Annotated in this window: 28 protein-coding genes; 19 read left to right on the top strand and 9 right to left on the bottom strand. The window is 71.7% G+C overall.

Features of this window, described 5'->3' with window-relative positions:
• On the top strand, positions 1-521 hold a 521-nt coding region (locus RZ84_RS04440; RefSeq protein ID WP_198539937.1), incomplete at its 5' end, for a ZIP family metal transporter.
• A gap of 188 nt (positions 522-709) precedes the next feature.
• On the opposite strand, the gene RZ84_RS04435 is transcribed toward RZ84_RS04440, so the two are convergent.
• Together RZ84_RS04435 and RZ84_RS04430 are read right to left on the bottom strand one after the other, a co-directional pair.
• A complete protein-coding gene (locus RZ84_RS04435) occupies positions 710-1,192 on the bottom strand; it encodes an SRPBCC family protein (RefSeq protein WP_241777571.1) in 483 nt (160 codons plus the stop codon).
• A gap of 119 nt (positions 1,193-1,311) precedes the next feature.
• Positions 1,312-2,142 (bottom strand): M55 family metallopeptidase, encoded by an 831-nt coding sequence (locus tag RZ84_RS04430; RefSeq protein ID WP_043263169.1) that lies wholly within the window; start codon positions 2,140-2,142, stop codon positions 1,312-1,314.
• A 320-nt stretch (positions 2,143-2,462) separates the two neighbouring features.
• Between RZ84_RS04430 and ggt the strand changes: the two genes are divergently transcribed.
• The 3 genes from ggt to RZ84_RS04415 all read left to right on the top strand — a co-directional run bounded on the left by ggt (position 2,463) and on the right by RZ84_RS04415 (position 5,539).
• Complete coding sequence (gene ggt / locus RZ84_RS04425) at positions 2,463-4,328, top strand: gamma-glutamyltransferase (protein ID WP_043263168.1); 1,866 nt, start codon at positions 2,463-2,465, stop codon at positions 4,326-4,328.
• A gap of 504 nt (positions 4,329-4,832) precedes the next feature.
• Complete coding sequence (locus RZ84_RS04420; protein ID WP_052229781.1) at positions 4,833-5,273, top strand: VOC family protein; 441 nt, start codon at positions 4,833-4,835, stop codon at positions 5,271-5,273.
• A 23-nt stretch (positions 5,274-5,296) separates the two neighbouring features.
• Positions 5,297-5,539, top strand: a complete 243-nt coding sequence (locus RZ84_RS04415) for a hypothetical protein (protein WP_043263167.1) — start codon at positions 5,297-5,299, stop codon at positions 5,537-5,539.
• Between the two features lie 75 nt (positions 5,540-5,614).
• On the opposite strand, the gene RZ84_RS04410 is transcribed toward RZ84_RS04415, so the two are convergent.
• The gene (locus RZ84_RS04410) at positions 5,615-7,000 is read right to left on the bottom strand and encodes an ABC transporter ATP-binding protein (RefSeq protein WP_107068069.1); all 1,386 of its coding nucleotides are present in this window, start codon (positions 6,998-7,000) and stop codon (positions 5,615-5,617) included.
• A 61-nt stretch (positions 7,001-7,061) separates the two neighbouring features.
• Positions 7,062-8,765, bottom strand: a complete 1,704-nt coding sequence (locus tag RZ84_RS04405; protein ID WP_241777570.1) for an ABC transporter permease — start codon at positions 8,763-8,765, stop codon at positions 7,062-7,064.
• A gap of 255 nt (positions 8,766-9,020) precedes the next feature.
• Here RZ84_RS04405 and RZ84_RS04400 point away from each other — a divergent pair, with 255 nt between their 5' ends.
• The 3 genes from RZ84_RS04400 to RZ84_RS04390 all read left to right on the top strand — a co-directional run bounded on the left by RZ84_RS04400 (position 9,021) and on the right by RZ84_RS04390 (position 10,974).
• A complete protein-coding gene (locus tag RZ84_RS04400) occupies positions 9,021-9,716 on the top strand; it encodes a hypothetical protein (RefSeq protein WP_052229780.1) in 696 nt (231 codons plus the stop codon).
• Positions 9,717-9,919: 203 nt separating this feature from the next.
• Positions 9,920-10,684 (top strand): HNH endonuclease family protein, encoded by a 765-nt coding sequence (locus RZ84_RS40565; RefSeq protein WP_043263164.1) that lies wholly within the window; start codon positions 9,920-9,922, stop codon positions 10,682-10,684.
• Positions 10,685-10,740: 56 nt separating this feature from the next.
• Positions 10,741-10,974, top strand: coding sequence for a hypothetical protein (locus RZ84_RS04390; protein WP_241778012.1), 234 nt, complete (start codon positions 10,741-10,743; stop codon positions 10,972-10,974).
• Positions 10,975-10,984: 10 nt separating this feature from the next.
• Here the strand turns inward: RZ84_RS04390 and RZ84_RS04385 are convergent, their stop codons facing one another.
• Positions 10,985-11,440 (bottom strand): DUF4345 domain-containing protein, encoded by a 456-nt coding sequence (locus RZ84_RS04385; protein ID WP_052229779.1) that lies wholly within the window; start codon positions 11,438-11,440, stop codon positions 10,985-10,987.
• 99 nt (positions 11,441-11,539) lie between these two features.
• Between RZ84_RS04385 and RZ84_RS04380 the strand changes: the two genes are divergently transcribed.
• Positions 11,540-12,151, top strand: a complete 612-nt coding sequence (locus tag RZ84_RS04380) for a TetR/AcrR family transcriptional regulator (RefSeq protein WP_043263162.1) — start codon at positions 11,540-11,542, stop codon at positions 12,149-12,151.
• A 132-nt stretch (positions 12,152-12,283) separates the two neighbouring features.
• Here the strand turns inward: RZ84_RS04380 and RZ84_RS04375 are convergent, their stop codons facing one another.
• Complete coding sequence (locus RZ84_RS04375; RefSeq protein WP_043263161.1) at positions 12,284-12,718, bottom strand: protein-tyrosine phosphatase family protein; 435 nt, start codon at positions 12,716-12,718, stop codon at positions 12,284-12,286.
• A 356-nt stretch (positions 12,719-13,074) separates the two neighbouring features.
• Here RZ84_RS04375 and RZ84_RS04370 point away from each other — a divergent pair, with 356 nt between their 5' ends.
• The 9 genes from RZ84_RS04370 (at position 13,075) to RZ84_RS04340 (ending at position 20,328) form a co-directional block, all read left to right on the top strand.
• Positions 13,075-13,368 (top strand): hypothetical protein, encoded by a 294-nt coding sequence (locus tag RZ84_RS04370; protein ID WP_043263160.1) that lies wholly within the window; start codon positions 13,075-13,077, stop codon positions 13,366-13,368.
• A 200-nt stretch (positions 13,369-13,568) separates the two neighbouring features.
• The gene (locus RZ84_RS40560; protein WP_078893570.1) at positions 13,569-14,783 is read left to right on the top strand and encodes a helix-turn-helix domain-containing protein; all 1,215 of its coding nucleotides are present in this window, start codon (positions 13,569-13,571) and stop codon (positions 14,781-14,783) included.
• 38 nt (positions 14,784-14,821) lie between these two features.
• Positions 14,822-15,334 carry a hypothetical protein gene (locus tag RZ84_RS04360; protein WP_043263159.1) on the top strand — a complete coding sequence of 171 codons (513 nt, stop codon included), beginning with the start codon at positions 14,822-14,824 and terminating at the stop codon, positions 15,332-15,334.
• 434 nt (positions 15,335-15,768) lie between these two features.
• Positions 15,769-16,041 carry a hypothetical protein gene (locus RZ84_RS38760; protein WP_157878763.1) on the top strand — a complete coding sequence of 91 codons (273 nt, stop codon included), beginning with the start codon at positions 15,769-15,771 and terminating at the stop codon, positions 16,039-16,041.
• Positions 16,042-16,686: 645 nt separating this feature from the next.
• Entirely contained in the window at positions 16,687-18,615 is a 1,929-nt protein-coding gene (locus tag RZ84_RS04355; protein WP_078894549.1) for an ABC transporter ATP-binding protein, read from the top strand.
• A gap of 230 nt (positions 18,616-18,845) precedes the next feature.
• Positions 18,846-19,022: a hypothetical protein gene (locus RZ84_RS39520; protein ID WP_198539935.1), complete on the top strand. Its 177-nt coding sequence runs from the start codon at positions 18,846-18,848 to the stop codon at positions 19,020-19,022.
• Between the two features lie 525 nt (positions 19,023-19,547).
• Positions 19,548-19,637 carry a K(+)-transporting ATPase subunit F gene (gene kdpF / locus RZ84_RS35485; RefSeq protein WP_043263158.1) on the top strand — a complete coding sequence of 30 codons (90 nt, stop codon included), beginning with the start codon at positions 19,548-19,550 and terminating at the stop codon, positions 19,635-19,637.
• Between the two features lie 11 nt (positions 19,638-19,648).
• Positions 19,649-20,068 (top strand): hypothetical protein, encoded by a 420-nt coding sequence (locus RZ84_RS04345; RefSeq protein WP_043263157.1) that lies wholly within the window; start codon positions 19,649-19,651, stop codon positions 20,066-20,068.
• A 5-nt stretch (positions 20,069-20,073) separates the two neighbouring features.
• Positions 20,074-20,328, top strand: a complete 255-nt coding sequence (locus RZ84_RS04340; protein ID WP_052229777.1) for a potassium-transporting ATPase subunit C — start codon at positions 20,074-20,076, stop codon at positions 20,326-20,328.
• On the opposite strand, the gene RZ84_RS04335 is transcribed toward RZ84_RS04340, so the two are convergent.
• Complete coding sequence (locus RZ84_RS04335) at positions 20,329-21,345, bottom strand: helix-turn-helix domain-containing protein (RefSeq protein ID WP_052229776.1); 1,017 nt, start codon at positions 21,343-21,345, stop codon at positions 20,329-20,331.
• Positions 21,346-21,552: 207 nt separating this feature from the next.
• On the opposite strand from RZ84_RS04335, the gene RZ84_RS04330 reads away from it, so the two are divergent.
• Positions 21,553-22,371, top strand: coding sequence for an SDR family NAD(P)-dependent oxidoreductase (locus RZ84_RS04330; protein WP_043263156.1), 819 nt, complete (start codon positions 21,553-21,555; stop codon positions 22,369-22,371).
• A gap of 106 nt (positions 22,372-22,477) precedes the next feature.
• Positions 22,478-22,855, top strand: coding sequence for a PH domain-containing protein (locus tag RZ84_RS04325; protein ID WP_052229775.1), 378 nt, complete (start codon positions 22,478-22,480; stop codon positions 22,853-22,855).
• Between the two features lie 78 nt (positions 22,856-22,933).
• Here RZ84_RS04325 and RZ84_RS04320 read toward each other — a convergent pair whose 3' ends face one another.
• Together RZ84_RS04320 and RZ84_RS04315 are read right to left on the bottom strand one after the other, a co-directional pair.
• Complete coding sequence (locus tag RZ84_RS04320) at positions 22,934-24,112, bottom strand: NAD(P)/FAD-dependent oxidoreductase (RefSeq protein WP_043263155.1); 1,179 nt, start codon at positions 24,110-24,112, stop codon at positions 22,934-22,936.
• Entirely contained in the window at positions 24,109-24,429 is a 321-nt protein-coding gene (locus RZ84_RS04315; RefSeq protein ID WP_043263154.1) for a bifunctional 3-phenylpropionate/cinnamic acid dioxygenase ferredoxin subunit, read from the bottom strand. Before RZ84_RS04315 ends, RZ84_RS04320 begins: the two co-directional genes overlap by 4 nt.
• Positions 24,430-24,478 lie beyond the last annotated feature (49 nt).

The raw sequence follows: 24,478 nt of genomic DNA, 5'->3' as shown, positions 1-24,478 counted from the left end.
CCGCGGGGCGCCCCGCCGGCCCCGGTGCGGCGACGGCCACCGAGCTGGCGCCCCGGCAGCGCAGCCAGGCCGGCTCGCTCGCGCTGATGATCGCGACCGGTATCGGGCTGCACAACTTCGCCGAGGGCCTGGCGATCGGCAACTCCGCCGCGCAGGGCGAACTCTCGCTCGCCGTCCTGCTCATCATCGGGTTCGGCCTGCACAACGCGACCGAGGGCTTCGGCATCGTCGCCCCGCTCGCGGCGGAGGGCGAACGTCCCTCCTGGACCACCCTGCTGTTGCTCGGTCTGATCGGCGGCGGCCCCACGTTCGTCGGTACCGTCGTCGGCCAGCACCTGGTCAACGACACCCTCTCGATCGCCTTCCTCGGCCTGGCCGCCGGCTCGATCCTCTACGTCGTGATCGAACTGCTCGCCGTGGCCCGCAAGACCGGCCGCAAGAACCTCACGACCGGCTGCATCTTCCTCGGCCTGGTCCTCGGCTTCGCCACGGACGCCGTCGTCACCGCGGCCGGCGCGTGATCGCGTCGCGCTGAGCACGCGGCGGCGAAGTCCGGCAGGGCGGTCTTGCGACCGCCCTGTCCGCGTCTGTCCGGTGTGCGGGGTGGTGCAGCTGCGCTCCCGGGGACCGGCTGAGCCGGCCGCAACTGAACGTCGACCAGGCGCTGTTCAGTTGCGGCCGGCGCTCGCGCGGGCCGGGCCTCCCGTGGCTACTGCTCCAGGTGTGCCTTGAGGCGCTGCAAGGTGGTGGTGATGTGGGCGTCGTTGGTTCCGATGCGGTCCGAGACGCCGGTGATCGTGATGGCGAAGGGGATGAACCACAGGGGGACCCGCAGCCAGTTCGTCTCGGTGACGGTGCAGCCCTCGCCGGTCGGCTCGATGTCGTACTGCCAGCGGGAGATGGGGATGCGCAGTGGTGACGCCGTCACTTCGTAGGCGAAGCGCCGGTCCGGGTCGGCGTCCGTGACCCGGCAGGTGGTGACCCAGCGGCGGAGACCGTTGCGGTTGTAGCCGCGGAAGCGGGCGCCCACCGCCGCGGTCCCGGCGCCCCGCAACCACCGGGCCCGATGCGCTTCCTCGGCGAACCGGACCATCACGGGCGGGTCGCTGACGACGCGGTACGCGGCCTCGGGGGTGGCTCGGACGGTCACCGAGCCGGTCGCGCCGGGCTCCGGGAATCGCGGTATGCGCACGGGTTCTCCTCCGCCGACGGCACGCAGCGCCTACCTCAGCGGACGGGCGGCGGCACGTCAACAGACCTGCGGGATCCGGGTGTCGGCGGCTGCCGGCCTCCGTTCCGCCGCGGCCGGCCTCACTCCGCGATGCCCCGGGTGAGGAGGACGACCGTCACGAACCGCCGGTAGAGGCGGACCGGGTCCTCGTCCGTGAGCCGGACCGTGACGGCGTCGACGGGGACGACGCCGGTGATCCAGGCGGCCATGTCGGCCAGGTCCGGATTGCGGAACCGTACGGTCAGCGTGGCCGGCAGATCGATGCGCGGGAGGCCGGTCCCGGGCAGCGCGCGGACGGCCTCCCGGGCGGTCCTGCGGATCAACTCGCGGGCGTCTTCGGGGTGCAGGCTGTCCGCGGCGAACCGGGAGAGGGACGACTTGACGACGGCGCTGCGGACGTCCGGGCAGAACGGTGCGATCTCGGCGGCCGTCGTGTCGTCGCCGGTGATGAGCGCGACCGGAACCCGGTGGCCCAGCGCCACCAGGGCGTTGATCGCGCTCTCCCCGGCGGTGATGCCGTTGAGGAGTACCTCGCCGATCGCCCGGGGGTTGTAGGTGTGCGAGAGCGTCGCCGGGGAGCCGGCCATCGAGCCGTGGTACGAGACGAAGAAGACGCCGTCGAACGACGGGTCGAGGCCCTGCATCATGTAGAGGGGCTTGTGCCGGCCGGACAGGTAGCGGGCCCGTCCCGCGAGGGCGTCCGGGCGCAGATTGGCCATCTTTCCGTGCGAGTCGTTGACCAGGAACGCGGTCGCGCCGCCGGCCCGCGCCCCGTCGATCGCGGCATTGACCTCGTGCTGCAACAGGCCGCGGTAGTAGGCGTATTCGGCGGCCGACTCCTCGGCCCGACACTGCGACCAGTCGACGACTCCCGTGGTGCCTTCCATGTCGGAGGAGACGAAGATCTTCACCCTGGCGCACTCCCACTGGTGGTCCGTCCGGTGTTCCGTCGAGGTCGCTGCGGGTTGGTCCGAGGTCACCGGGGCCTCGGCGCGGGGCGAAGCTAGTGCCGTATCCGACGGCCCGGCAAGCGGCGGGCGCCGGCAAGGGGGCGCTTCTCGCCATCGGGGCAGCGGCGTCGCGGCCGGGGCGGCACAGGGGAGGATTTCCGGCCGCCTACTGGCCGGGAACCTCAGGTTTAGCGCAATTCTTTTCGCCATTCGTTGCTGGTGCCGTCACTCGCTGACAGGGTTTCGGTACCCCCTCAGCACCCGAGGTTTACGGAGCGTTTATGACTGTTCGTCGTGTCCTTGCCGCTGCCGTCACCGCGGCGACTGTGGTCACCGTCCCCTTCCTCGTTCCCGCCACCGCCCTCGGCGCGGCCCCCTCGGATCCGTCCGCCGCGGGTTCCGCTGCCGGGGCCGGGCAGCGGCCCCCCGCCAAGCAGGCCGTCGCCGTGGGGAACGGCGGTGCGGTCTCCAGCGTGAACCCGTACGCCACCCAGGCCGGTATGGACGTACTCAAGCACGGTGGCAACGCCGTGGACGCGGCGGTCGCCACCGCAGCGGCGCTCGGCGTGGTCGAGCCCTACTCGGCGGGCGTGGGGGGCGGCGGCTACCTGGTCTCGTACAACGCCCGCTCCCATCAGATCCGCACCATCGACGGCCGCGAGACCGCGCCGGCCCGCATGCGGCCGAATTCCTTCATCGACCCGTCGACGGGCAAGCCGATCGCCTTCAACACCGCGGTCAACTCCGGGCTGTCGGTGGGCGTTCCGGGCACCCCCGCCCTGTGGCAGAAGGCGCTGCGCGACTGGGGGACCATCTCGCTGGCCAAGGCCCTCAAACCGGCGACCGCCATCGCCCGCAATGGCTTTGTGGTCAGCGACCAGTTCCGTGCCCAGACCAAGATGAACGAGGCCCGGTTCCGGCAGTTCAGCTCCACCCACGAGCTGTTCCTGCCGGGCGGGAAACTGCCCGTGGTGGGTTCGCGCTTCCGCAACCCGGACCTGGCCCGTACGTATCGCGAGCTCGCCCGCAAGGGAGTCGGCGCCGTCTACCACGGCGACATCGGCCGGGACGTGGTCAAGACCGTGCAGAAGCCGCCGATGGCCGCCGGGGCGCCCGCGGTGCGTGCCGGGCTGATGCAGCCCAAGGACCTGGCGGGCTACCACGCCCTGGGGCAGGCCCCCACCAAGACCGCCTACCGCGGGCTGGACGTCTACGGCATGGCGCCGTCGTCCTCGGGCGGCACCACGGTGGGCGAGGCCCTGAACATCCTGGAGAACTTCCGCCTCTCGCCGGCCGACCGGGTCCAGGCGCTGCACCACTACCTGGAAGCCAGCCGGATCGCCTTCGCCGACCGGAACCGCTGGGTGGGCGACCCCGCCTTCTCGCGGGTTCCGACCAAGGGGCTGCTCGCCAAGAAGTTCGCCAGGGACCGGGCCTGCCTGATCAATCCGAAAGCGGCGCTCACCAGCCCGCTGGCTCCCGCGGACCCGAGCAGGCCGGGCTCGCGCTGCGTCGCCGGCACCGGCAGCCCGGGGGCCCATGAAGGGCCGTCGACGACCCATCTGGTCACCGCCGACCGCTGGGGCAACGTGGTCTCGTACACCCTCACCATCGAGCAGACCGGCGGCTCGGCCATCACCGTGCCGGGACGCGGATTCCTGCTCAACAACGAGCTGACCGACTTCGACTTCGCGCCGATCTCGGCCGGTGTACCCGACCCGAACCTCCCGGACGGCGGCAAGCGGCCCCGCAGCAGCATGTCTCCGACGATCGTGCTGAAGGACGGCAAGCCGTACCTCGCCGTCGGCTCGCCGGGCGGCGCGACCATCATCACCACCGTGCTCCAGACCCTGGTCAACCGGATCGACCTGGGTATGACCCTGCCGCAGGCGGTGGCCGCGCCGCGTGTCTCGCAGCGGAACGGGGCCACGACCGAAGCCGAACCCGCCTTCCTCAAGTCGCCCGACCGCGCCGCGTTGGAAGCCCTCGGCCAGAAGTTCGTGCTGGCACCGCCGGCCTTCACCCCGTCGCCGGAGATCGGCGCGGTGGCCGCGCTGGAGTTCCGGCCCAAGGGCACGATCCAGGCGGTCGCCGAACCCGTCCGGCGCGGGGGAGGATCCGCCATGGTCGTCCACAGGGCCCGGTGAGCCGATCCGGTCCGGGTCGATGGCGAGTGCGGTCCTTCTCCCCGCGGGGGAGGGGGACCGCACTCGCTTCGCTGCGACGGGTACGTGGCCGATCCCGAACATCGCCGATCCCGTACACACATTGCCGGTCAGTTAAGAAACCGCCAAGCAGTTGCACCGCCGTCCGAACCCGGGCCTACACTCTTTGAGGCTTGCAGAGAGGCCCCTTCGCGGAGGCCCCCTCGAACACCGGTGAGGTGGGCAGGCCGGCCGGTGCCGCCGGACCGGTCGCGTGCTCTTCGCCGAGTCGAGCCGTCACAGACGCGCACCGCAGGCGTCCCGGGCCGGAAGGAGGCGAGAGACATGGATTGCAGTTGCAGTAGTCCGGGCCATCATCGGCCCGCCCTTCGCTTGTCCTCGCACTCTTCCGGCACGCGGTAGCCCCCTGCCGCGGGCCCTCGACTCCCCCCCTGACCAAGGGGCTGTCCCCCTGACCAAGGGACAGCGAACGGAGGTCCGTTCACCATGTTCGTCGCACTCGACCACGTCCAGCTGGCCGCCCCGGCCGGCTCCGAGGACGTCCTGCGCACCTTCTACCTCACCGCGCTCCAGATGACGGAGGTCCCCAAACCGACCGGGCTCGCCCGGCACGGTGGCTGCTGGTTCCAGGCCGACGGCGGCCAGGTGCAGATCCGGGTGGACATCGAGACCGGGTTCCGCCCGCCGCGCAGGGCGCACCCCGCGGTCCGGGTGACCGAACTCGACGCGCTCGCCGACCACTTGGAGCGGAACGGCGCCCCGGTCGTCTGGTGCGTCAGCCGGCTCGGCCAGCGCCGCTTCTACACCCAGGACCCGGTGGGCAACCGCCTGGAATTCCTGGAGACCATCGAGCCGGCCGGACTCGCCGAACTGCCGGCGCCCGCCGGACACGCCGTGCCGGCCGCATCCGTCGCGTCCGTTTCCTGAGCGGCACTCCCGGGAGGTACGCCATGACCCGCCCTGCACTCAACGCCCTGCGCCTCGTCCTGGACGACGGGATCGAGCGCACCTATCTGCTCGAATCGCCGACGCCCGCCGCGCTCGCGACCGACACCCCGCCGTCGTACGACGTCTGGGTCCATCTCTCCTACGTCCTCGCCCAACAGGGGCGCGACGCGGCATGGCTGACCCGGTACGTGGGGCTGCCGTGGGCCGCCGCGTACCGCATCGTGGCGGCTGCCCAGCAGCCGTAGCCGCCGCCGAGGACACCGCCGGCCCAACCGATGGCGTCCGCATGCCGGGGCCTGAACCACCGGACAGGCCCCGGGTCACAGTGCCGTCTGCGCCCCCGGCTCCAGGGTGAGTTCGCCGTCGTCCCGGTTGTAGTCGTACAGCTCGGCGTAGCGGCCCCAGTCCACCGCGGTCTCCAGCTGGTGGCGCGCCTCCTCGGCGGAGAAGCCGCGGGCCAGCAGGTCCACGAAGAAGTCCTCGCGCAGGGTGTGGTCCTCGGTGGCGGCCAGCGCCTGGACGATGGCGCGGACCAGCGGGGCATGGGTGGCGGCGTGGCGGGCGAAGAGCTGCTTGCTGGTGAGGATGTCGGCGGCGACCAGCTCCCGGCCGGCGTCGGTGACGACGATCCGCGGGCCGTCGGTCCGGGCCAGGCTCAGCAGCACGGCGGCGTCGACGAGCGGCAGGAGGTCGTCGACCTCGAAGTTGAGCTCGTCGGCGATCTCCGCCAGGCCGTCCTCCCCGCCACGGGCGACCAGGATTTCCAGCAGGCCCGCCAGCCCGCCGACGCTGACATTCGGCAGCGGGGCGCTGATCGGCGTCGGCGCGGGCGCCGGCCGCTGTGCCGCCCCGCCGGCCGCCGCGGCGGCGGCCTCCGCACCGACCACCGCGGCGGCGGCCTCCTCGCGGCCGGTGAGGATGTCGTAGACCGTGTCGACCAGCGCCGCGAAGCGGGGGTGCTGGCGGTCGCGGGGGCGCGGGAGGCCGACGGTGAGTTCGGCCTGGATGCGGCCCGGGTTGGCGGAGAGCACCAGGATCCGGTCGGCCAGCAGCACCGCCTCCTCGATGTTGTGGGTGACGATGAGGATGGACTTGACCGGCGCCTCGTGCCCCTCCCACAGGCCGACCAGCTCGGTACGCAGGTTCTCGGCGGTCAGCACGTCCAGCGCGGAGAACGGCTCGTCCATCAGCAGCGCGTCGGGCTCGACGACGATGCCGCGGGCGAAGCCGACCCGCTGCCGCATCCCGCCGGACAGCTCCTTGGGATAGGCGCTCTCGAACCCGTCCAGGCCGATCAGGTCGATCGCCTTCAGCGCCCGCCGCCGGCGCTCCGCCTCGCCGATACCGCGGGCCTCCAGGCCGAGTTCGACGTTCTGCTGCACCGTCAGCCAGGGCAGCAGCGCGAACGACTGGAAGACCATCGCCACCCCCGGGTTGGCGCCGGTCAGCGGGGTGCCCCGGTAGGCGACGCTGCCGGTCGAGGGTGCGATCAGCCCGGCGGCACAGCGCAGCAGCGTGGACTTGCCCGACCCCGACTTGCCCAGCAGCGCGACGATCTCGCCCTCGGCCAGCTCGAAGCTGATCCCGTCCAGCACCGGCAGGGCCCGGCCGTCGGGAGTGGTGAACGTCTTGGTCACCGCGTCGGCCCGGATGATGACGTCCCCGGTCGGACGCGGATCGGCGGGGCGGAGTTCGCTACTGGTCACGGAAGGGATCCTGCCTGGAGAGGGACGGGGGAGCGCCGGGCATCGCTGGTCATCCGGCTCGTCAGAGGGCGTAACGGGTCTCGGCCAGCCGGTACATCCGGCGCCAGAACAGCCGGTTCGCCGCGACCACGTACAGGCTCATCACGCTGATGCCCACGAGGATCTTCGGGAAGTCCCCGGTGGCGGTGGCCTGGGTGATGTACGCGCCGAGGCCGGTCGCGGTCAGGTGGTGGTTCCCGTACGAGACGACCTCGGCGACGATCGAGGCGTTCCAGGCCCCGCCGGCCGCGGTGATCCCACCGGTGACGTACGACGGGAAGATCGCCGGGAGGATGAACCGGCGCCAGCGCAGCCGCCCGCCCACCCGGAACATCGTCATCGACTCCCGCAGATCGGAGGGGATCGCGGACGCGCCCGCGATGACATTGAAGAGGATGTACCACTGCGCGCCCAGCGCCATCAGCAAGATCGCCCCGGCGTTCAGGGAGATCCCCAGCGCCACGAACGCGGCGGTGGCGAACGGGAAGAGGAAGTTCGCCGGGAAGCTGGCCAGCACCTGCACGACCGGCTGCGCGAACCGGGTCACCTTCGGGTTCATCCCGATCCACACCCCGACCGGCACCCACACCAGCGTCGCGACGACGGTCAGCACCACCACCCGCCCGAAAGTGGCCGCCCCCAGCGCCAGGGCGTGGCCGAACTCGCCGAGCCCCACCGTGGAGTGCACATACCCGAACGCCTTCCACGCGCCGTAGACGACCAGCACGCTGACCGCCCCGGCGAAGAACACATCCCCCGTCCGCTCCCGCACCGGGGAGACCCCGATGGGGTGCTCGGCCAGCCCGAACGGTCTGGTGACCCGGTCGAGCGCGGGCCACAACCGCTTCAGCGGCCGGCCCAGCAGACCCGGTACGGACGACCGGCGCAGCATGTCCAGCACCACACTGCGCGGGCGCTCCGCGGCCTGCGACTCCTCCACCCGGAAGCGTTCCGACCATGCCGTGACCGGCCGCCAGAACAGCGCGTTCACCCCGATCACCAGCACCACCATCACCGCGACGGCGATACCCACCCTGCCCAGATCGCCCTGCGCGATCGCCGCCGCCGCGTACGACCCCACGCCGGGCAGCGCGTACTGGTGGTTGAGCACCGAGATCGACTCGGAGGCGGCCAGGAAGAACCAGGCGCCCCCGAAGCTCATCATCCCGTTCCACACCAGCGGGATGACCCCGCTGGGCACGTCCAGCCGCCAGAACCGCTGCCACTTGGTCAGCCGCAGCACCCGCGCGGCCTCGTCCAGCTCCCGCGGCTGCGAGATGAGCGAGTAGTAGAAGGCGAACGTCATGTTCCACGCCATCGCGGTGAAGATCGCGAAGATCGAGGCGCACTCCAGCCCCAGCTCGGAGCCCGGAAAGAGATGAATGAACGCGGTGACCGTCACCGACAGGAACCCGAGCACCGGCACCGACTGCAAGATGTCCAGCACCGGCAGCAGCACCTTCTCGGCCCGGCGCAACCGCGCCGCCGCGGTGGCGTACACAAAGGTGAACAGCACCGATACCACCAGCGCGACGAACATCCGCACCAGCGACCGCACCGCGTAGAACGGCAGCTGGGACGGATCCGTCGACACGCTGCTCGGCGCCGTGCTGGGCAGGAACGGCGCGTTCAGCGAAGGCGCCAGTCGCAGCAGCCCGTACAGCAGGGCCACCAGCGCCCCCGCCACCACGACATCCACCCACCGCAGCGCCGGCCGCCGCCACACGCCCCGAGAGGGAAACCCGCTCAATCCCGACACCAGCTGCCTCCGCGCCCGCAGGGTCCGCCTGTCCCGGCCAGGAAATCATGCTCGGGAAACTCCTTGAAGACCTTGGACGACCGACACGTGAACGGTCACCAGGCGGGCCGAGCCACCAAGCCCCCGCCCGCGGCCGGCCTCGGACGTACGCGGGGTGCAGCCGAAACACATGCCGGCACGGCGCACCACCCGGGCAGCCCGCTACGGACACCGGCCGCACACGTGCCGGCCGCGGCTGCGACGCCGGACCGGGACGCCGGACCGGGACGACGGAGCCGGACAGCAGCGGCGTACGCAGGCGAGCCCGCCACCGCCTCCCCCTACGCCGCGATCACCCGCACATTGACCCCGGAGCTGCCCGAAAACCCCACCACCGACCAGCTCCACGCATGGGTCGAGCTCGCCGAACTCTCACAGTGCCCGGACTTCCGCTCCGTACTGCGAAGCATGGCCGAGGACCACGCAGCCGACCGCACACCGCGCGACGATCACCCCACCGATCCCACCGATCCCACCGAACCCACCGGTCCGTCCGATCCCACCGACCCGGCCGCTACCGGCGCCGCCACTCCTGCCTCTGCTGCCACCCCGGAACGCGATCTCGTCGCCACCGTCCGCGATCGGGTCCCGCCGGTCCTGGCAGCCGGTGTCGCCCCGGCCTCGCCCGCCGCCGACCCCGTCATCACGGCCCTCACGGCGCACTACGCCCGGACCGGCAACCGCAGGGGTCACCACGGCCACGGTCACAGTGACCTCCGGCGTCAGCTTCTGACCCGCCTGGAGACCAGCAACGACCCTCGTCGCGAGCGGTACCTGGAGCTGCTCTCCGTGATCAACGGCTGGTCGCCCCCGGAGAGCCTGACCCCGGCCCTCACCTGGACCGTCCAGGCCCTGCGCGCCCGGACGACATCTGGGTAGCGCGCGGCCCGGGGCCGGGCCAGGAGCCGTGCGGGCCGGCGGTGGGGGCTCGGCCGAGAACGGGAAACCGGATCCGCCGGACTCGGCGGTGGCTGATATCCGCCGTCGCACGCCGCTCAACGAAACATGCACGCCATGGGAGAAGACGCTCCTTGGAGTGAATTCAGGGATGGCGAATCGTTTTCCCTGGTGAAGCTCTCTGTGTGTTCGGAAACTCCTGGTGGCGCCGTGCCACCGTCGCAACAGCCTTGCTGGCTCTCGCCATTGCCCCGACCACATCAACCGCCGCAGTAGCCGACCCCACGCCCACACCCCACCCCCACCACCACCCCCACCCCCATCCCCACACCGCACCCGGCCCCAGCACCCTCCCCGCGGACACCGCGGACCCCGCGGACCCCGCGGATCCCCTGGAACTGCCGGAGCCGCCTCCCGTCGGCGTCGTCCGTACGGAACTGACCGAACTGCACGTAGCGGCGCCACATTCCATGAACGGCTACAGCCGGGCGAAATTCCCGCACTGGATCAAGCAACACGGACAATGCAACACCCGGGACGTCGTTCTTGCCCGCGACGGAAAGGATGTGAAGCAGGACGAGATGTGCCGGGCGATTTCCGGGACGTGGTACAGCGAGTACGACGGCGAGACCTTCACCGAGGCCCGCCAACTCGACATCGACCACATCGTGCCCCTGGCGAACGCATGGCGCTCCGGAGCCGATCGCTGGGAGACGCCCGAGCGCAGGAAGTTCGCCAACGACCTGGTCCATTCCCAACTGATCGCGGTCTCCGCCAGGTCCAACCGGCAGAAGGGCGACCAGTCCCCGGACCAGTGGGCCCCGCCGCGCCACGCGTACTGGTGCACCTACGCCCGGGCCTGGACCGACGTCAAACACCTCTACCACCTGAACGTCACCGAACCGGAAAAGGCCGAGCTGGACGAGATGTTGGACACCTGCGAGCAGTGAATCCCCCCAACCGTGACGCGATCAGCGACGAGGTCACGGCCGGCCCCGGTGGGGCGATGACGGTCCAGGTCGGCGTGATCACCGGCGACCTGACCGTCACCACCACCGACCAGGGCAACGGCACGGCCCGTGTCAGCATCCAGTACACCGGTGCCGACGAGTGGTACGACCTCGAAGGCAGCCCCGCCCCGATCCCGCGGCACGGCCTGCGACATCTCCATCAGGCCGTGGTGCACGCCGTACGCGAAGGGGGTGCCGCCGGGACACCGGGGACGCGGACGCTGCCCTGAAGCGCCGGACCTACGGGCGGTGGTCAGCCGTCACCTTCCCCTCATCCGTCACCTTCCCCTCATCCGTCACCTTCCCCTCCGCCGGCGCCCTCTCGTCCGCCGTCGCGAGCCAGAAGTACAGCGGGGGAAGGGCGAGTTCGAGGGCTGACAGGGGGATCTGGAACCAGTGCGGCCAGCCGTGGACGAGTACCGACAGGACCCGGCCGATTCCGCCGAGGAGGAAGACGCCGGCCAGTGCGCGCACCACGGTCGACGGGATCGGAGACCGGCGGGCCGTCCAGATCCAGGCGAGGCCGTAGCCGAGGAAGATCGCGTTGTAGAAGCGTTCCCGGCTGTCGACGGTCGCTCCGGTCGCGCCCTCGCCGGGGACCGAGCTGATGCCGAGAACGAGGTGGTAGGCGCCGATCGCCACGCAGGCGAACCCCATGAGCGACGCAAGCCACTTGAGAGCTCTGGCCTTTCCCATGAACCGATCGTCCCCTCTCCGCTTTGGTAGACGTCTGTCCAGTAAGCCGTATCGGGACGGTACGGACGTTGCTGGACAGGTGTCAACTACCCTGAAGGGATGACCGTCCGCCGCCGACTTCCGCCCGCCGAGCGCCGCGACCAGCTGCTGGACGTGGGAGCGCGGCTGTTCGCGGCGAAGCCGTACGACGACGTCCTGATGGAGGAGGTCGCCGAGCGGGCCGGCGTCTCACGGGCCTTGCTGTACCGCTACTTCCCGGGCAAGCGCGACTTGTTCGCCGGGGTCTACCGGCAGGCGGCGGACCGGCTGCTGGCGAAGTCGGAATTCGACCCGGCCGTCCCGGTCTTCGCGCAGCTGACCGCCGCACTCGACGCCCATATCGACTACTTCGCCGCCAACCGGAACACCGTGCTGGCCGCCAACCGTGCGCTGGCCGGTGACCAGGTGATCCAGGCCCTGATCACCGACGAACTGGCGGTGCTGCGCGGGCGGTTGCTCGACGCCGCGGGGCTCGCCGGCAGCGTGCGGGAGACGGTATCGGCGGCGGTGATGAGCTGGCTGGTGTTCGTCCGGACCCTGTGCGTGGAGTGGCTGACGCATCAGGCGTTCACCCGCGACGAGTTGCGTGACATGTGCGTGGGGGCGCTACGGGGAGCACTGGGGGCCGTGGTGGAGATCGACCGGTGGGGGGACGAGGGCTCCGTGTCCTGACGTGCCTCCGCGCCGCTACCGAGCCACCGTCCGTCCGAGCCGCGGTCCCTCCGAGCCACCGTCCCTCCGAGCCGTGGCCGGCAACGCCTCGTCGACGTCCGTGGCGCGCCGGGACGGGCCGGTCCCTGTCGGTCAGCCGGGGAAGCGCCGGACGTAGCGCTTCTGCCAGGGCGTTTCCACCGCGTGCCGGTCGTAGTTCCGGCGTACGAAGGCCACCGCCTCGTCGGCCGGTACGCCGTCCAGTACGGCAAGGCAGGCCAGGGCCGTGCCGGTGCGGCCCCGGCCGCCACCGCAGGCGATCTCGACGCGTTCGTCCGCGGCGCGCTCCCATGCCGCACGGAGGACGGTCTCGGCCCCCGCGCGATCGGCGGGCAGCCGGAAGTCCGGCCAGCGCAGCCACCGGAACTCCCAAGGAAACTCGGGGGGTTGCCTGCCGAGCAGGTAGACGGCGTATGTCGGCGTGGGGCCGGGCGGCAGCGGGCGGCGCAGCCCACGTCCTCTGATCAGGCGCCCGGAGGGCAGTCGCAGCACACCGGGGTCGGTGGAATGCCAGGTGTCCGTCGTCATCCGCCCACTCTAGGATGGGGCTCCGGCGAACGGTCCCCGTTTCCTCCCATGGCCCACGCTTTTCGCAACGCGCTGGGCAGATCGACGGTCGCGACCAACTCCCGCCTTGCATATGCATGCTGACAGGCAGTCAATAGCGGCTTCTGATGCGGCGTATCCGAACACATGTTGTGAAGATGGAGTGGATTCGCAACTGGAAACGTCCGGCAACCGGAATCGTGCCATTAACCGACGGTAGCGTTGGTGGATCGGTTCTGTGACGATGTACGGTCCCGAGACACGAGATGGCCCTGGCAAGGGCGGCAACCGGCGCCAGGGCCACTCATTCGTCATCCATCTCGATCGAGGAGGGCGCTATGCCTCCTGACCCGACGCCTCCGGGGAATCCGAAGGAATCCCAGCTGAAGCGCTACGAAGCTAACATCCCTCGCGGAGCCCTGGTTGAAACCGGCCGCCTGCGTGACTTCCAGGTCAACGTCCGGGCGGACATCCAACTCGCCGCCCGGTGGGGCGTGTTCCTGGCACTTCCCTTCCTGGGGAACGTCCTGGTGCGCGGCGCCGACGCCCGGTGGCTGCCGGCCGTGACGCTGGCCGCCTTCGCCGCGGTCTGCCGCTGCCACCTGCGCTACCAGCGCGGACGCGCCGTCTGAGACGGCGTTCCGAGGCAGTGGTCCGAGCGTGTGGCCGGCCGTGGCGGCGGATGTCCTGCCGGCGCCGCGGCCGGCCACCGGACTCGGCCCCGGTGCCGTCCGGCGACGACGGGCGGCCTGGATGCCGACCAGGCAGACCGTAAATCGCCCATTTCTTGGTTGAGTTGCCGGTAGCACTTCGCCCAGAAGGATGACATGTCATGACCCCTAAGGACCCCGGATTCGTTTCCTGTGCCAAACCCGGTTGTCCCAACCAAGTGGCGAGCGGGACCGGTCCCGGGCGGCGCCGGAAGTACTGCAGCGAGGCGTGCGGCCGGGCCGTCCGCAAGATCCGCAGCTCGCAGCGCATCCCGGACACCAAAGCCCATGACGAGGACGCCCGCCATGTCGTCGACGACCTGGCCGTCCGCGTTGCCGTACTGCGCGAGCAGATATACGCCGGAGAGGCCCTCGCCGGGCTCCGCCAAGTCGTCACGCTCTCCAGTGAGGTCAACGATGTGACGGCCGCGGTGGTCCAGCAGGCGCGCGACCGCGGCTACAAGGGCCCCGCCATCGCCAAGGCGCTGAGCATGACGGTGGACAAGGTCGGCCGGACGTATTCGGCGGAGTGCGTCATCCGCAGGATGGCCAAGCGCCGCGACCGCCGTCCCGCCGGGCCGCCACCGCCGTTCCCGGCCCGTACGGATCCGCCCCCGGCCTTCGCCCGTACCGACCCGTCGATGCCCTCCGGGCGGCATGCCGCATTAACACCCGGCAGCCGTACGGGAGTTGACGGGGAGGGGCGGTGTACCGGGGGTGTGCGTCATTCCGGGCAGCGGCGGTCGTACTCGGGGGGAGGCGCGGGTGCCGGGGGAGCGGCCGGTCCGGACAACGGGCCACCCGGCCAGGACTCCGTCAGAGCGCTGGCCTCGGCTCTCTCCCACCTCCAGCGCACCAGTGACAAGACCCTCAAGGCCCTGGGCGGCGAAGCACGGGTGAGCGCCTCGTACATCTCCCGCATCCTGTCGGGCGAGCGCAGCCCCAGCTGGAAGGTCACCCGACGCATGGTGCACGCCTGCGGCGGAGATCCGGAAGCCATTCGCCCCCTCTGGGACGCCGCGCACGGCCGCCGGCTCGCACGGGCCGGCAGCCTCCACGCGGCCCTCCGCGGGCTGTACTTGTCGGCGGCCTGCCCCGACCTCGTGCAGATCCGCGTCTCCAGCGGCAACATCGTCACCGAGCGCGAGATCACCGGCCTGCTGCACGGGTCCCTCGTCCCCGACTGGGAGACCGTCGGCAGGATCGTCGGTGTGCTGCACGGCCGCCCGGACGACATCCGCCCGCTGTGGGACCACGCCCGGATGGCCCAACTCGCCCCAACCGAATGCGGGTTGGTGCCCGAACGTCACACCCCGCGTGCCGAGGCCTTCGGATGACACCGGCACCCGCCCGCACACCAGCCAAGGGGATTCGCATGGCCGCAGCACCCTCCCGTTCCCTTCTGCCGGTCGCCGCCGCGGCCCGGCCCGGCCCCCTCGCCGGACGGGCCGTCCCGGGCCCGGTGATCACCCTGCCGCCCGCCTTCGAAGCCTTCTACGCCCTGCACTTCGAGCGCTATCGCGGCTACACCCTGGCCCATGTGGACGAGCCGGCCGCCTCCCGCGTCCTGGGTGAGGCGGTGGGGGAGGTGGTGATCCGCTGGGCCGACATCGTCCGGCGGCCGAACCCCGCCGCGTACGCCTGGACGCTCTTCCGCACGCGGATACGTAACCGGGGGACCGCCCGACTCCGCAACGGCCGGCCAGCCGGGCTGAACGGCCGTCATACAGCCGTGGCCTACGACGTGTTCGTGCTGCACGAGGTTCTCGGCCACCCGGTGGAGGCGGTCGCGGAGGTCATGGGGGAGGAGGTGAGCAGGGTGCGCTGTGTGCTGGCTCCGGGGCGGCGGGTGGCGGCGTCCGCCGGCCGGGCGCTGCCGACCGGTTGAAGCTTCGACGCCTCGCTCTTCCGGTTCTTCCACTACGGCGCTCCGCAGGCGACCGCACCGCTCACTCGCATACTGGACGTCCGGCGGGGCGGCGCTGCCTCCTGAGGCGGCCGAATCAACGGCGAGCCCGCCGGATCCACGGATTTGCACCTGCACCGGTCGCGGCTCCGCGAGGGCTGGCCCCTGCTCGTCGAGGGCCCGTCCGCGGTGACCCTCAAGGGCAGCGCCGCCGGTTCCTCGCCCGGCTCCCGCAACCCCTTCCCGAACCCGTGGCCCGCGTGGTGGACGCTGTGCGCACCGCTGCGCTCGATGCGGACACACCGGGGGCATGGCGCACGTTGCCTGCGGCGGGCGTGCCGGCACAGGCGCACCAGCGGAATGCCGGGCATCCCCTGCCCCGTAAGTGCCGGAAAAGACCGAGGAATTCGGACGGTATGGAGGAGCAATCGGCCATCCCCGTGGAATTGGGCACCCTGCTCGACTCCGTCCGGTCACGCTTTACTCAACGCATGGCGGCAACAGTGCCCGAAGGGAGGGTAGATGGCGTATCAGGTCAAGTGCGGTTCGACCAGGACGACGACCGGTCGGCCGTGCCGGAATCCGGCAATGATCGGCTATTCGCGCTGCCAGTTGCACCGTGGCGAGTGGAACCGGCCGCAGCGGCGCAAGACCAAGAAGCGTTGATCTCGGGCGCCGTGGGCGCGTGAGAAAACGAGCATCACGCATATCCGAAACCCCCGGTGTGCTGCCTTGCCTGGGGGTTTCTCCCACGTCTGGAGCGTGGAGCGGGAGGGGTACCACTGCCTCGAAGCCCGACCATGGCAATGCCTCGAAAGAGTGACACGAGCTGTTCGAGTGTGGCGGGGGCGTGGAGGCCGGTCCTCGCCTGAGTTCCCTGCGTATCTAGAACATGCGTGCACTGTCTGCCCCTGGATTACCCGTTACGGGGACTGAACCTGGCCGTTCTTTAGGGCACTTGTACCCATCACGCGCCCTGCCGCAGGAATCGTGCACCCCTTGCTGAACCCGGTGCGCCGTCGTGCTTCGTTCGAAGACCCGTTGCCCGACGCCTCGATTCCGGCGTGTTGTTGACGTCCGGCGGCGGGAGCGGAGGAAGCGGTTGAGGGAGAAGGAGAGCAAGAACATTGGTGAGATTGCGTATTCGCAGTGCGTCGCGGGAGAAACAGCAGGCAGTGGAGAAAGCGCAGTCGGCGGAGGAACCCCGGTCAATGGGGAAACGCCGTGTTCCGTCCGGTGAGGAGCCGCCCGGCATCGGTGAGGAGGAGTCCAAGAAGCAGGAGTCCAAGAAGGACGAGAGCAAGGGGGAGCTCAAGGGGGAGATCAGCGAGGAGTTGCAGTTTGTCGATCGGACCGGGAGCCGGGAGCGGGCCGGGCGGCAGATCCGGCTGGTCGATATGGCGCGCCGGCTCCCGCAATTGGTGCGCCGGTCCATCGCGTTGGCATGGAGTATCGACCGCTGGGCCGCGCTGGGGCTGCTGATCTGCCAGGCCGGTTCCGGGGCGATGCAGGCGTTGGGACTGCTGGCGGTCAGCGGGACGATCGGGGCGCTGCTGTCCGGTGGGGACATCTACGGGCGGTTGCTGGGCGCTTGGTCTTCGCTGGTGCTGCTGGCGGTTGCCGCCGCTGTCCGGGCTCTGCTGGGTATCTCGGTGGCCTGGCTGTCCTCACGGTTGGGACCGCAGATGTCCCGGGAGGCCGAACTCAGGCTGCTGGAGGCGGTCACCGAGGTGGAGTTGTCCGCCTACGATGCGCCGGGCTTCACGCATCGCAAGGAAGCGGCGGACCGGGGTGCCGAGATCGTCCAGGACCTGGTGAGCGACGGGCAGGATCTGATCGCCTCGCTCGCCTCCCTCGTCGCCGGCGCGAGCGTGCTGACCGCGCTGCACCCGGCACTCCTCCCGCTGCTGGTGCTGGCCAGCTTCCCGCAGGCCCTGGCGCAGATCGGCGCGGCACGGGTGCGCTATCTGGCCCGGCTGCGGGCGAGCGGCGACTACCGGCTGCTGTCGATTCTGCGTTGGCACGTGTGCGACCGGTACGCCGCCGACCAGATCCGGGCCGGCACCATGGCCGGCTTCCTGATCGGGCGGTACCGCCACATCACCGAGCGCATCAACCGCGCCGACCGGCAGGCGGCGAACACCGGAGCGCGGATGTCGGTACTCGGCGCGGTCTGCGGCGGGTTGGCGTCGAGCGCCGTCTGGGCGGCGGTGGTGTGGCTGCTGGCCACCGGCCGGATGAGCGTCGGGCACGCCGGCACCGCGGTCTTCGCGCTGCAGACGGTCGGCACGGCGCTGCGCGGACTGGTCGTCGGCGGCGCCCGCATCATGCGGACGGGCCTCTACATGGACGACTGGTCGGAATTCCTGAAGGAGGCCGGTGGTTACCGGATGCGGCGCGGGTCCGGCGACCCCGCACCGCCGCGGGAGATCCGCGTCCGGGATCTCGTCTTCCGGTACGAGGAGGCGGCGAACGACGCTTTGCGCGGTGTCTGTTTGACTCTGCGGCGCGGGGAGGTCGTCGCGCTGGTCGGCTACAACGGCAGCGGGAAGACCACCCTGGCCAAGCTGCTGAGCGGCCTGTACCTGCCCGCCACCGGCTCGGTCACCTGGGACGGTGTTCCGACCGCCGACCTCGATCCGCACGCCATGTGGTCGCAGGTGGCGCTGGTGCCGCAGGATTACGCCCGCTGGCCGCTGACCGCCCGGGAGAACATCACGCTGGGCCGGCCCACCGCGGGAGGTGACGCCGACATCCATGCCGCATGTGCGCGGTCGGGCGCGGACGAGGTGGTGACCGAACTCCGCTCGGGGTTGGACACGGTGCTGGCGCGCGACTGGCTGGGCGGACAGGAGCTGTCGGGCGGGCAGTGGCAGCGCATCGCGCTCACCCGCGCCTTCCACCGCCCGGCCGGGCTGCTCGTGCTGGACGAACCGACGTCGGCCCTCGATCCGCTCGGCGAGCACCGCATCTTCGCCGGTCTGCGCGAGGTGGCCGCCACGCGTGCGGTCGTCCTCATCACGCACCGGCTCACGAACGTGGCGGTGGCGGACCGCATCGTCGTCCTGGACAAGGGGAGCGTCGTCCAGGAGGGCACGTTCCCCGAACTCGTCGCGCAACCAGGGCTGTTCCGGGACCTGTGGGCGTACCAGCACACGAGGGAGGCGTACCGGTCCGGCGAGCCCACCGGCCCCGGTGAACCCACGGCATCGGCCGCCGCGTCCACGGCAGCGTCCCCGGCCCCCGAGGTGCGGAGTTCGTAACTCGCAGCCGGCTCATGGCTGTTGGGGCTGGTGAGGTCCTGCCGCCCGCACCGCTTCGGCGTGGGCGGCAGGGCAGCAGGCCAGGAGCTTCCAGGTGCTGACTTTCGGTCAGTTTGTGGCCGACACGCCAAGGCCCTCTTCCGTCCGGCACCATGCGTAATAGGTTCCCTACCCACCGGAGTCGGCGGGGAAGGCCCGCCGCGGCGAACTGTCCGTCCACGGAGGAAACGATGCCGCAGGGAACGATCGTCCTGTTCAACAAGAGCGACTGTGTGGGCATCATCGCCGACGAGCATGGCGACCGGCTGCCGTTCTCGGGCATGGAGACGCAGACCACCGATGTCGGTCAGCGGGTCATCTACGACGTGCACGGCGCAAAGGCCACCAATGTCGCGGCCGTTCGCTGAGGCGTAGCCGGCCCGGCCCGGGGAGCCGTCGGGCCGGGCCCGAACGGCCGGTTGGTCGTCCTGCCGCTCATGGCGGCTCCCTGGGCGCGCACCGGACGGCGCTGTCCGGTGTGCCGTGCCGACGTCGGGCGTATCAGGGGTCGCCGCGGCGTCCCCGAGCCACTTCGCCAGGGCGCGCCGGTCCCGCGGCCCGGCCGGTCCGGCACCGGTCCGGCTGTCACGGAGGTGCGTGCAGGGCCGCTCTCCGGTGGGGCGGGGTGCGTCACGGGGTGGTCGCCAGGCCCCCGGTCCTCGGCCCGCGGCACGGGGGTCCGCCGGCCGTGTGGCCGGCTCGTCGTGGCCTCCCCTTTGACGGTGCGCTCCGCCCGGCGGGAGACCCGGATGGCTGCGGCGTGTCCACCGGAGTCGGACATACCGGGCGCTAGCGTCAGCGAGCATGCAGGATCTCGCGTTCGTCACCCTGACCATCGCCGTCTATGCCGTCTTCGCCGTCATCGGCCTGCTCGCCAAGGGGGTGGGCCGGCCGTGAGTATCGAGAACATCGTCGGGCTGATCGTCGCCGGGGGGCTGATCGTCTACCTCGTGCTCTGCCTGATCTTCCCCGACAAGTTCTGACCCGTTCGGGGATGAACGACACCCTCGTGGGCCGGCTCCGGATCATCGCCCTGGTGGTCGCGCTCGCCCTGTCGTTCGGTCCGCTGGGCATCGCCGTCGCCGCGACCCTGATCAGCGGCTTCGCCATCCCGGCGATGTTCGCCGGAGCCCCTCCCGGCCCGCGCCACCTCAACGTCATGGGCCCGCACGGCCCGGCCTCGGCGATCTCCGTGGCGATCGTCGTCAGCGGCCTGACCATCGTCGCGCCGATCGCGCCGGCGTCGCGCGGCGTCCGCTACCGGTCGGCCTCCGCCGCCCGCGTCAGCGGCGACATCCGGCGGTACGGTCTCGGCGCACTCGTCGTGCCGTTCCTCGGCATCAAGGTCATCGGCCTGCCGATCCAGTTCATTCCCGGACTCCACCGAAAGACCGTCACGGCAGAAGGAACGTGATTGCGATGTTCGGCCCCCTGGCCCGTCTGGCCCGCCACCACCTGGCGGCGCTGCGCATGCTGCTGCTGTTCACCGCGCTCACCGGCGTCGTCTATCCGCTGGTGGTGACCGGTATCCCCCAGACCGCGTTCCCGGGCCGGGCCAACGGGTTGCTGATCGAGGAGCACGGGCGGCCGGTCGCCTCGTCCCGCATCGGCCGGAACGTCACTCCGCCGGCGGCGCGGGGCCGCCGGGGGCCGGCCGTCCCCGACCTCGGGTAGCTATCGGGATTCCGGGCCGGCCGCCGGGAGAGCGGGGGCCCGGTCGCGGGTGCCGGAGCGCTGCCGCACCAGCAGGGTGCCCAGCGCCGTACGGCGGTGCAGCACCGCCCGGCCGGCCCGGGCCGTGGTGATCAGGCCCGCGGCGCGCAGGGCGGCGGCGTGGGCGGAGGCGGTGGCGTTGCTGACCCGCAGCCGCCGGGCGAGTGCGCTGGTGGTGAGCTCCTCGGCGAGCAGCAGCAGGACATCGGCCCGGGTGCGCCCGAGGACGCCGGCGAGCGCGTCGTCGGAGGTGCCGGCGACGGCCGGCGGGAGCGGCAGGCCAGGACCGGCCGGGTACGTCAGATACAGGGGGTGGTCCGGGAGGTCGGCGAGGACGGGGTGGCCGGTCCAGTGGAAGGTGGGGACGAGGACCAGGCCGCGCCCGCCCAGCGCCGTCTCGCGGTCCACGGGTGCCGGCAACTCCCAGGTGCTTCCGTGGAGTTGCGCGCCCGGAAGGAGGTCGGCGAGCGCGCCGGCGAGGCCGTGTTCGGCGACCGTCAGGGCGTGCCGGGTGAACTCCGCCCGGTGCAGGTCCTGGACCAGCGGCCAGACGGGGCCCAGCACCGTGTCGAAGGCGGAGTGCTGGGCCCGGCGGAGGGTGTGCCAGGCCCCGGCGTCCCCCTCGTGCAGGGCGCGGACCCAGCTGGGGGCCGGGGAGCCGTGCAGGGCGTAGACCCGCTCCATTTCGGAGCGGACGAGGGTCGGGCGGGTGGCCCGTACGGAGTCCAGCCCGTCGTGCAGGCTGTCGCTGAACTCGTCGAGGAAGACCGGGGGCCGGAAGCCGGGGACGAGGTCGGCCAGCGGCTCGGCGGACCGCGGCAGGGAGCGCAGCATCCGCTGCCGCCAGCGGCCGAGGAGCAGCGGGTCGTCGCGGCGGCACAGCATGCCGAGGGCCAGGTTGAGCTCCTGGAGCGGGGCCGGCCGGGGCGCGAAGCGGACCCGCGCGAAGTCGGCGGCCGTGAAGTGGATGCGGATCACCGGACTGCCCGGGCGGACGCGTCGGCGCGACGGGTGTGCCGGGGCCCGTGCGGTGCGGCGGGAGCGTGCGCGGTCACGGTGCGGAATCCGCCTCTCTGCCGCGGGGCGTGGCCCGGCCGGATCCGGTACCCCCGTCGTGTCCCCGCTGTCCTCACCCTCCGTATGATCGCAGAGCCGAAAGCCGACCACCTTCGGAGGTGAACGAGCATGGCCGAACAGCGAGTTGTCATCGTGACGGGCGGGGGAACGGGCATCGGCGCGGCCACCGCGCGACAGCTGCGGACGGCCGGGCACCAGGTCGTGATCTCCGGTCGGCGGCCGGAGCCGCTGGAGCGCCTCGCGAAGGAGACCGGAGCGCTGGCCCACCCCTCGGACGCCGCCGACCCGGAGGCGCTCGGCGACCTCGTCGAGACGGCCGTGACGGCATACGGGCGGCTCGACGGCCTGGTCCTCAACGCCGGTATCGGACGCGGCGGCGCGGTCGGCGACATGGCGATCGAGGACTGGGAGGACGTCATCCGGATCAATCTCACCGGTCCGTTCCTGCTGCTGCGGGCCGCGCTGCCGCATCTGCTGGCCGCGCGCGGCTCGGTGGTCGCGGTCGCCTCCGTCGCCGCGCTGCGCAACGGCGTGGGCAACGCCGCGTATGCCACGTCCAAGGCGGCGCTGCTCCAGCTGTGCCGATCGCTCGCCGTCGACTACGGACAGCGCGGGCTGCGCGCCAACTCCGTGTGCCCGACCTGGGTGCGGACGGAGATGGCCGACCGGCGGATGGCGCGGTTCGCGCAGGAGGCGCAGCTGACCGGCGGGGTCGACGCGGCCTACGCGGAGGCGACCCGGCTCAACCCCGCCGGGCGGCCCGCCGAGCCCGAGGAGATCGCCGAGGCGATCTGCTGGCTGCTCTCGCCCGCCGCCTCCTACGTGAACGGAGCGGCGCTGACGGTTGATGGCGGTGTGACGGCGTTCGATCCTGGAGTTGCCGCGTTCGACTTCCGCATGGAGCCGCGCGGCGCGGGCGGCAGCTGACCGGCCGCCGCCCGCAGACCGGGCCGGACACTCACCACGGCGAGCGCCCCGGCGGCTCGCCCCGGTCCCGGGGGACCGGCAACGTCCCGAGAGAGGACAACCACTCATGACCGGCACCACGTACCACGACCGCTGGATCGCCTGCACACCCGACGCGGTGCGGATCCGCGGCTACTACTTCCCCTGGGGCACCAAGACCATCCCCTACACCGCGATCCGGTCGCTGCGCCGGGTCGAGATGGGTCCGATGACCGGGCAGGGGCGCATCTGGGGCACCGCGAGCCCGCGGTACTGGGCGAGCCTGGACCCGGGCCGGATGCGGAAGTCCACCGCGCTCGGTCTCGACCTCGGCGGCTATGTCCGGCCGTTCATCACGCCGGACGATCCGGACGCCGTGGAGGCGGTCATCCGCGAGCGCGCCCACCTGGGAACCAAGGGGCAGGACGGCGGCGGTGCGGGGAAGAGCAGGGGACACGTCGTGTGACGGGCGGGCGGTCGCCGGTCTGTGGCGGCGACGTGAGCCGAGAACGACCGGGCGGCAGGGGTGCCGGTGCGCGGCGGGTCAGGCCGACGTGGGCTGTGCGGCGCGGGCGAGTTCGCGGCGCAGACGCAGGAACGGGCGGGGGCGGTTGAGGGCGAGCACCGCGGTGGTGCGGCCGTCGCGCTCGTAGCCGGCGAGGAGGCTGCGGTCGTCCGGGGAGCCTTCGAGGATGCGCGGGGTGTCGCCGGGCAGCCGGCGGCCGGCGAACTGGAGGCGTACGCCGTACTGGTCCGACCAGAAGTAGGGCAGGGCGCGGTGGGCGGCGGCGGTGTGGCCGGCGAGGAGGTTGCGGACGGCGGTGGCGGGCTGTTCGGTGGCGTTGGTCCAGTGTTCGGCGCGGATGCCGTCGACGTTGGCGACATCGCCGACGGCGACGACGGCGGGGATCGGGGTGACGCAGCCGGCGTCGCAGCGTACGCCGTTGCCGAGGGGGAGCCCGGAGTCCGCCAGCCAGTCGGTGGCGGGGCGGACGCCGATGCCGACGACGACCACATCGGCCGGCAGCAGGCGGCCGTCGGCCAGTTCCACGGCGGTGACCCGGTCGTCGGCGCCGGCGCTGTGCAGTCGTGCCACGCCGGTGCCGGTGAGCAGCGTGACGCCGTGGTCTGCGGGCAGCCGGGCACACAACTCGGCCATGTCGTGGCCCAGTTGGGGGATGAGGGGGAGTGTGGCGGCCTCGACGACGGTGACGTCGTGGCCGAGCGCGGCGCAGGACGAGGCGACCTCGGCGCCGAGGAAACCGCCGCCGATGACGGTGACTCGGGCGGAGCCGCCGCGGGCGAGGTCGCGGCGCAGGGCTCGGGCGTCTTCGAGGGTGCGCAGGGTGGGGGTTCCGGGGGGGGGCGAGCCGGGGCCGGGGAGCCGGCGGGGGGTGGCGCCGGTGGCAAGCACGACGCCGTCGGTGGTGAGGGTGCGTCCGGTGTCGAGGTGGACGGTGCGGCTGCCGGTGTCGAGTCGGGTGGCGCGGGTGCCGAGCAGCCACTCCGCGTCCAGCTCGGCGGTCTCCTCGGCGTCGGCCAGGGCGAGTTGGTCCTGGCCGGTGGTTCCGGTGAGGAAGCCCTTGGAGAGCGGCGGGCGGTCGTAGGGGCGGTGGTGCTCGTCCCCGACGATCGTCAGGCGGCCGTCGTACCCCTGGGAGCGCAGCGCGCGGGCGGCGTGGAGTCCGGCCAGTGAGGCCCCGATGACGGTGACCGACTTCATGCGGCGGTGCCCTCCTCGACGGTGTGGTGGACGTGGACCGTCCCGTTCGCGACGGTCACGGGGCGGGTGCGGACGGCCCGGCGGGCGCGGCGCCGCGCGGGCGCTCCGGTGCGTCGATCGAATGAAGCGGCGTGGAGCGGGCATTCGACCAGACACCCCTCCACCCAGCCGTCGGTGAGCGAGGCGTCCTGGTGGGTGCAGGTGTCGTCGATGGCGTACAGCTCTCCGTCGGCGTTCAGGACGGCGATCGGAGGTGCGGTGTCGATGCGTACGGACTCGCCCAGGGGCAGGTCATCGAGGTGGCGGACGGGAATCAATGGGCCCCCCTCTTGCTGTTCGGTATCGTCGAGTTTCGCGATGCGCACG

The sequence above is a fragment of the Streptomyces sp. CT34 genome, assembly GCF_000805335.1.
GTDB lineage: Bacteria > Actinomycetota > Actinomycetes > Streptomycetales > Streptomycetaceae > Streptomyces.
This window is presented reverse-complemented; position numbering and strand designations above follow the sequence as displayed.

What these genes read in the sequence shown, in the direction of transcription:
- ggt (WP_043263168.1), top strand. Translation starts at nt 2,463, where the DNA reads ATGACTGTTCGTCGTGTCCTTGCCGCTGCCGTCACCGCGGCGACTGTG.
- RZ84_RS04420 (WP_052229781.1), top strand. Translation starts at nt 4,833, where the DNA reads ATGTTCGTCGCACTCGACCACGTCCAGCTGGCCGCCCCGGCCGGCTCC.
- RZ84_RS04415 (WP_043263167.1), top strand. Translation starts at nt 5,297, where the DNA reads ATGACCCGCCCTGCACTCAACGCCCTGCGCCTCGTCCTGGACGACGGG.
- RZ84_RS04390 (WP_241778012.1), top strand. Translation starts at nt 10,741, where the DNA reads ATGACGGTCCAGGTCGGCGTGATCACCGGCGACCTGACCGTCACCACC.
- RZ84_RS04385 (WP_052229779.1), bottom strand. Translation starts at nt 11,440, where the DNA reads ATGGGAAAGGCCAGAGCTCTCAAGTGGCTTGCGTCGCTCATGGGGTTC.
- RZ84_RS04380 (WP_043263162.1), top strand. Translation starts at nt 11,540, where the DNA reads ATGACCGTCCGCCGCCGACTTCCGCCCGCCGAGCGCCGCGACCAGCTG.
- RZ84_RS04375 (WP_043263161.1), bottom strand. Translation starts at nt 12,718, where the DNA reads ATGACGACGGACACCTGGCATTCCACCGACCCCGGTGTGCTGCGACTG.
- RZ84_RS04370 (WP_043263160.1), top strand. Translation starts at nt 13,075, where the DNA reads ATGCCTCCTGACCCGACGCCTCCGGGGAATCCGAAGGAATCCCAGCTG.
- RZ84_RS40560 (WP_078893570.1), top strand. Translation starts at nt 13,569, where the DNA reads ATGACCCCTAAGGACCCCGGATTCGTTTCCTGTGCCAAACCCGGTTGT.
- RZ84_RS04360 (WP_043263159.1), top strand. Translation starts at nt 14,822, where the DNA reads ATGGCCGCAGCACCCTCCCGTTCCCTTCTGCCGGTCGCCGCCGCGGCC.
- RZ84_RS38760 (WP_157878763.1), top strand. Translation starts at nt 15,769, where the DNA reads ATGGAGGAGCAATCGGCCATCCCCGTGGAATTGGGCACCCTGCTCGAC.
- RZ84_RS39520 (WP_198539935.1), top strand. Translation starts at nt 18,846, where the DNA reads ATGCCGCAGGGAACGATCGTCCTGTTCAACAAGAGCGACTGTGTGGGC.
- RZ84_RS04345 (WP_043263157.1), top strand. Translation starts at nt 19,649, where the DNA reads ATGAACGACACCCTCGTGGGCCGGCTCCGGATCATCGCCCTGGTGGTC.
- RZ84_RS04340 (WP_052229777.1), top strand. Translation starts at nt 20,074, where the DNA reads ATGTTCGGCCCCCTGGCCCGTCTGGCCCGCCACCACCTGGCGGCGCTG.
- RZ84_RS04330 (WP_043263156.1), top strand. Translation starts at nt 21,553, where the DNA reads ATGGCCGAACAGCGAGTTGTCATCGTGACGGGCGGGGGAACGGGCATC.
- RZ84_RS04325 (WP_052229775.1), top strand. Translation starts at nt 22,478, where the DNA reads ATGACCGGCACCACGTACCACGACCGCTGGATCGCCTGCACACCCGAC.
- RZ84_RS04320 (WP_043263155.1), bottom strand. Translation starts at nt 24,112, where the DNA reads ATGAAGTCGGTCACCGTCATCGGGGCCTCACTGGCCGGACTCCACGCC.